This window comes from Mesorhizobium sp. M2A.F.Ca.ET.067.02.1.1 (assembly GCF_004023285.1).
In the GTDB taxonomy this organism is placed as follows: Bacteria; Pseudomonadota; Alphaproteobacteria; order Rhizobiales; family Rhizobiaceae; genus Mesorhizobium.
This window is the reverse complement of the sequence record NZ_RZSB01001255.1, coordinates 1-887: the sequence shown is the minus strand read 5'-3', so window position 1 is coordinate 887 and position 887 is coordinate 1. Positions and strand designations below refer to the sequence as shown.

Below are 887 nucleotides of genomic sequence, written 5' to 3'. Positions count from 1 at the left end.
TCCAGGTCCGGTTCAAGTATGCGGATGAGGATCAAAACGCGCGACTGCTTTCTGAGGCCCAGAAAGGTGCAGCCGATCCCGATCTCAAGAACCTCAACTATGCCGATCTCAACTACAATTACGTCTATGCCGGCGACGATGGCCTGAAGCCGCGCGTCGCCTTCGACGACGGCACCAAGATGTTCCTCGAGTTCACGGGCGACATCCCGGCCATCTTCGTCGTCGACGAAAAAGGCCAGGAATCGCTGGTCAACCAGCGGACCCAGGGAAAATACACGATCGTCGACAAGGTCGGCCGGCAATTTACGCTGAGGGCCGACGGCAAAGCGCTCTGCCTCTACAATCGAGCCCGGCCATCCAAGGCGGATCCCGTCTCCGCCGTCTACGGGCCGAAGAAGCTAGTGCGCGGGTCCGGCCCCTTCACTTCCCCGACCGCGAGGGGACGATAGATGAGCAACATCGACTATAACGAGCTTGATGGCGGTCCGACCGTTGCGAGACGCTATGCCGGAACAGGCACAAAAGTCGCCATGGTCGCCGCGGGGCTGATCGTGGCCATCGCGCTCATCTGGATCAATTGGCCCCGCGAGCCGCGTTCTCGCGATGCGGCCTCAGATGCGAGCGACAATTTCAACCCGCCTGAATTTCGCCCGCCGGCGCTGGCCGAGACGCCACAAGCGGCTGACAAGACAATCGATCAGATTGTCGTTCCGCCGCCCGTGGAAGGCGAAGCCAACAAGCAACAGGCCGACAATGTCGATCAGACGGTTGAGCAGGGCGCCGATCTCGATGCGCAGCGGCGCGCGATCGAAGCCCAACTGGCGGCCGAGCAGGCGCGCCGCAAAGCCGAAGAAGAAGAGGCGCGGCGCAAGCAGGCGGCCGACGAG

1 protein-coding gene and 1 pseudogene are annotated in these 887 nt (G+C 62.2%); both read left to right on the top strand.

Annotation, left to right across the window (positions count from 1 at the left end):
* The coding region (locus tag EOA28_RS37145) for a TrbG/VirB9 family P-type conjugative transfer protein (protein WP_189342418.1) at positions 1-449 on the top strand (449 nt) is incomplete at its 5' end.
* Positions 450-530: 81 nt separating this feature from the next.
* Positions 531-887 (top strand): annotated as a pseudogene (locus EOA28_RS37140) (hypothetical protein); the annotation flags it as partial.